The sequence below is a fragment of the Microcystis sp. M49636_WE2 genome, assembly GCF_030065375.1.
Classification (GTDB): domain Bacteria; phylum Cyanobacteriota; class Cyanobacteriia; order Cyanobacteriales; family Microcystaceae; genus Microcystis; species Microcystis aeruginosa_C.
The window spans coordinates 1-4,104 of sequence record NZ_JASJFG010000294.1 but is presented as its reverse complement, the minus strand read 5'-3'; the positions used below and the strand labels follow the sequence as shown (position 1 = coordinate 4,104).

The 4,104-nt window shown below is 45.5% G+C and carries 3 protein-coding genes; all 3 read right to left on the bottom strand.

Going from position 1 to position 4,104, the window contains the following annotated elements:
- Nucleotides 1-339 precede the first annotated feature (339 nt).
- From cobA to cbiT, 3 genes are read right to left on the bottom strand one after another with little or no spacing between them, the layout of a single operon-like run.
- Nucleotides 340-1,857: a uroporphyrinogen-III C-methyltransferase gene (cobA, locus tag PX484_RS07035; RefSeq protein WP_287767853.1), complete on the bottom strand. Its 1,518-nt coding sequence runs from the start codon at nucleotides 1,855-1,857 to the stop codon at nucleotides 340-342.
- A 53-nt stretch (nucleotides 1,858-1,910) separates the two neighbouring features.
- Nucleotides 1,911-2,828 carry a phosphatidate cytidylyltransferase gene (locus PX484_RS07030; protein ID WP_016514637.1) on the bottom strand — a complete coding sequence of 306 codons (918 nt, stop codon included), beginning with the start codon at nucleotides 2,826-2,828 and terminating at the stop codon, nucleotides 1,911-1,913.
- Between the two features lie 42 nt (nucleotides 2,829-2,870).
- Nucleotides 2,871-3,461 carry a precorrin-6Y C5,15-methyltransferase subunit CbiT gene (cbiT, locus tag PX484_RS07025; protein ID WP_002732225.1) on the bottom strand — a complete coding sequence of 197 codons (591 nt, stop codon included), beginning with the start codon at nucleotides 3,459-3,461 and terminating at the stop codon, nucleotides 2,871-2,873.
- Between the last annotated feature and the right edge of the window lie 643 nt (nucleotides 3,462-4,104).

Below are 4,104 nucleotides of genomic sequence, written 5' to 3'. Positions count from 1 at the left end.
GGCAGAGGATTAAAGATTAATTATTGTGACTAACTCTTTTGGTTAGAAAAAGATAAACTTGAGAATCTTAAGTCAAATTTATTGACTCAAAATCAGCTGTACTTAATTTAAATGAAACAGCCCTACCCTTGATAAGGGGGGCTTTGATCCTTCTTGATAAGGGGCTTTGATCCTTCTTGATAAGGGGCTTTGATCCTTCTTGATAAGGGGCTTTGATCCTCCTTGATAAGGGGGGCTTTGATCCCCCCAACCCCCCTTGATAAGGGGGGCTTTGATCCTTCTTGATAAGGGGCTTTGATTCTCCCAACCCCGGCTGCCGCAAATACGGCGGCGAGGATGTCAGGTATTACTCCACTCGATTAAAGCGCTAGTCAATCCTTCTAGGGTATATTCTTGCGCCTCGATATCAACACGACCAAATAACTCTTGACAGGTTTTTGAAGTTTGCGGACCGATAGAAGCCAGACAAACTTTTTCTAAGAGGGAATTAACCGATAATTCTGCCGTTTCTTGCAGCAATAACCGATAAAAATTCTGGACGGTTTTGGAACTAGCAAAGGTGACTATATCGACTTTCCCATCTCGAAACGCTTCCCAGATGCCACTATCCATGCGTGCCGGACATCCGGAATAATATGCGGCCACTTCCGTCACCTGACCAGCTTTGGCCGTTAACTCCTTAACTAATATCTCTCTGCCTCCCGTTTCCACGCGAGGAAAGAGGAATTTTTGCCCCTTAATCGGGTCGGGAAACTCGTTTACCAAGGCATCGGCGACAAAATCCCCCGGGATAAAATCCGCTTTTAATCCCCGTGAGTGCAAAACTTGGCTGGTTTTTTTGCCCACCACGGCGATTTTTACGGTCGCTAAAGCCCTAGCATCTTTTCCCCAAAATGTCAAGCGATCGAAGAAAAAATTAACAGCATTGGCAGAAGTTAAAATCAGCCAATCAAACTCTTTTAACTGAGCGATGGCATCGTCTAAACCTTGCCAACGGTCGGGGGGACGAATCTCTAAAGCGGGCATTTCCAGGACTTCTGCGCCTTGATTTTGCAAAATTTCGCTAAATTGACTCGTTTGCTCGGCGGCACGGGTAATAACAATAGTTTTACCGCCTAGGGGTGGGGGAGAGGACATAATCGCCAGATCCACAACTTGACCAATGACCATAATAGAGGGTGAGAGGGACACTCCGGCGGTTTGAGCGAGAATATTTTCTAAAGTGCCGCGCCAAATTTGTTGATCCTTGCGTCCCGCCTGACGGATAATAGCGATCGAGTCGTGAATATTCCGCCCATTTTGGTATAATTTCTCGATAATTTGCCCTAAAGACTGACCGGCCATCAATAGCACAAGTGTATCAATTTTAGCTAAAGCTGACCAATCGAGAGACTCGGGATCGTGAGCGCTCAAGACCGCAAAACAGCGACTAATATCCTTTTCGGTCAGGGGAATTCCGGCCAATAAAGGAGCGGCTAAAGCGGAGGAAATACCGGTTATCAGTTCAAAATCACAGCCAGCCTGCTTTAAGGCCAACATTTCAGGATATACTCGCCCAAAAACTCCCGGATCACCACTTTTAAGCCGAATAACTCGTTTTCCCTCTTGACAATAATTAACCAGTATCCGATTAATCTGATTTTGCTCGGCTCCGGGTTGTCCCCCCCGTTTGCCAACATCGACTAAAACACAGGTTTTCGGCACTAGGGAGAAGATTTGACTATCCACTAGGGCATCATACAGCAAAACCTCGGCCGTGGCTAAAATTGCTCGCGCTTGCAGGGTGAGAAAACTGCTCTGACCAATTCCCGCACCGAGAAGATAAACTTTACCCCGGGGATGGACGACTGCTGACATAATCGCAAATTTGGGTTTAATCTTTAATCTAGCACTGGAGAAGATACAAATTACTAGCGCAACAAGGGCAGCAGTAAAGTGACGAAATAATATACTAGGGGAGCGGTGAACACATAACTATCAGTGCGATCGAGTATACCACCGTGACCGGGGATTAACTGCCCGGAATCCTTAACCCCGGCATCGCGTTTCATCATCGATTCGGTCAAATCACCCAATAAACTGACAATACCAATTAATAAGCCCAAAAATAAGCCCGTCAGCTGCCAATAGGGCCAATCTAAATACCAAGCACCCAAATCGGCCACCGCTATACTGCCTAAAATGCCAAAAAAGGAACCTTCCACGGTTTTTTTGGGACTAATCAGCGATAAACTGGTTTTCCCTAACCATTTTCCCATGATATAAGCTCCGATATCGGCGGCCCAAATGCAACCGAAGGCCAGAAAAGTCACCGTCAAAGCAGCCGGGAATAATTTCGGTTCCATCCAGGATTCCGGCCAATATCCCATCAGGGGTAAGTTACTGGCCATGGCCACGGGACCACTTTCGGGGGAAAAACCGACCCGTAAACGAATCCAATAACTGGGTAAGTAACCACCATAAAACAGACCGAGAATTGAGGTGGAAATGTCGGCAATTGTCGCCATTTTAGGCTGAAAGAGCAGATAAAAACAAATTAATGCCCCAGCCAGGGGAAACATGGCATCGGTGAGGGGGGCTGCCATAGTTGCCGTCAGTAGTAATAATTGGGAAACTACGAGAGTGGTTTTAGCGGCCGGTTCAATGCCTTTAGCGCGAACTAAGCGAAAATACTCTAATTGTCCCAAAAAGACGATAACACCGATGCCGAGGGTGAAATACCAACCCCCAACGATAATAATTCCCAGTGCGAAGGCAATAGCAAAAATAGCGCTGACAATGCGTGGCCAAGGCATGGTTAATCCAGAGAAGTTAGGCGGCATTGTCATAATTATATAGATTAAGAAAACTTTATGGAAGGTTATCCCCGATTAAAGTTTATCGCCGCTCAGGATAAACATGGGATCAACGGCGGCAAAAACTTGGTGAATACCCCTAGTTTCTAGGCGATTTACTGCCGCTTGGACAATCTCGATATTACGCGCCTGTAAATTAGAAAAGCCTTCGGAAAATTGATAGAGGGTTTCTAAATTATTGGCCGTAGCCACGATGCGGCCATTGGGTTTCAGGTATTGCCACACTTCTTGCAGGACCGATTTAATCGGTTTGCCGCCCTCGATACAGACGCGATCGGGGGCGAGGGATATATTGGGCAGACAATCGGGCGCGCTGCCTTCAAAAACGGTGACATTTTTTACCCCAAAGCGATCGCAATTACGCCGGATTAAACTGGCCACTTCTTCATCCCTTTCAATAGCAATAATCGGACTATTGGGGCATAATAAGCCAATTTCAACGGGAATAGTGCCGGTTCCTGCGCCTATATCCCAGAAAACCCCCCCATCACCTAACCGCAAAGCGGAAATCATCAATAATCTCACCTCGCGTTTACTCAGGGGAATCCCGGGCAAACGTTCAAACAATTCATCGGGAATACCGGGGGTTTTATATAACCAAGTCATGGGGAATCAATTATCGAGAAGCTTCACTAGCAAGCATTATTATATAAGTCTGTCAAATTTTCTTTATTAAGTAAACAGGGACTTTTATAGGCATAAAACCCTGATTATAGCTCTAACAAGCTATTGTCTGTCATTAAGCTAAGACGTATTTTAACCCCCTATCCTTAGATTAGGTCAATCTCTCCCAATCCTTTTACTGTTGCAAGAGTGCCACAGTGCCTCATCTCAACAAGCAATTTAAATAGGCGGGCAGCTTATCTTAATGATGAGATAGGAAGTTTTTGTTTTGGCGGGTCAGTCGTCGGTCGTTAACACCAAATTAGGTTACACTTCATCTTTATGGGAAAGGCCGTCATGATCCTTTTTCTTAAGCATAGATTTTCCTAATCAATTTCTTTGGGTATTGTCTATCAAATGTTACTAAATACTCTGGCTATTCAACCTTCCTAGCATCTGTCAGCCAAAAACCATAGACTAACTTCTGTTTTATCAACGATAACTCTAAGTAGCTGGTTATAATTAAATTAAAAATGGATTTTAGGTTCGATCCCCCCTGCCCCCCTTGATAAGGGGGGTGCCGATAGGCGGGGGGATCTACCCTTGATAAGGGGGGTGCCGATAGGCGGGGGGATCTACCCTTGAT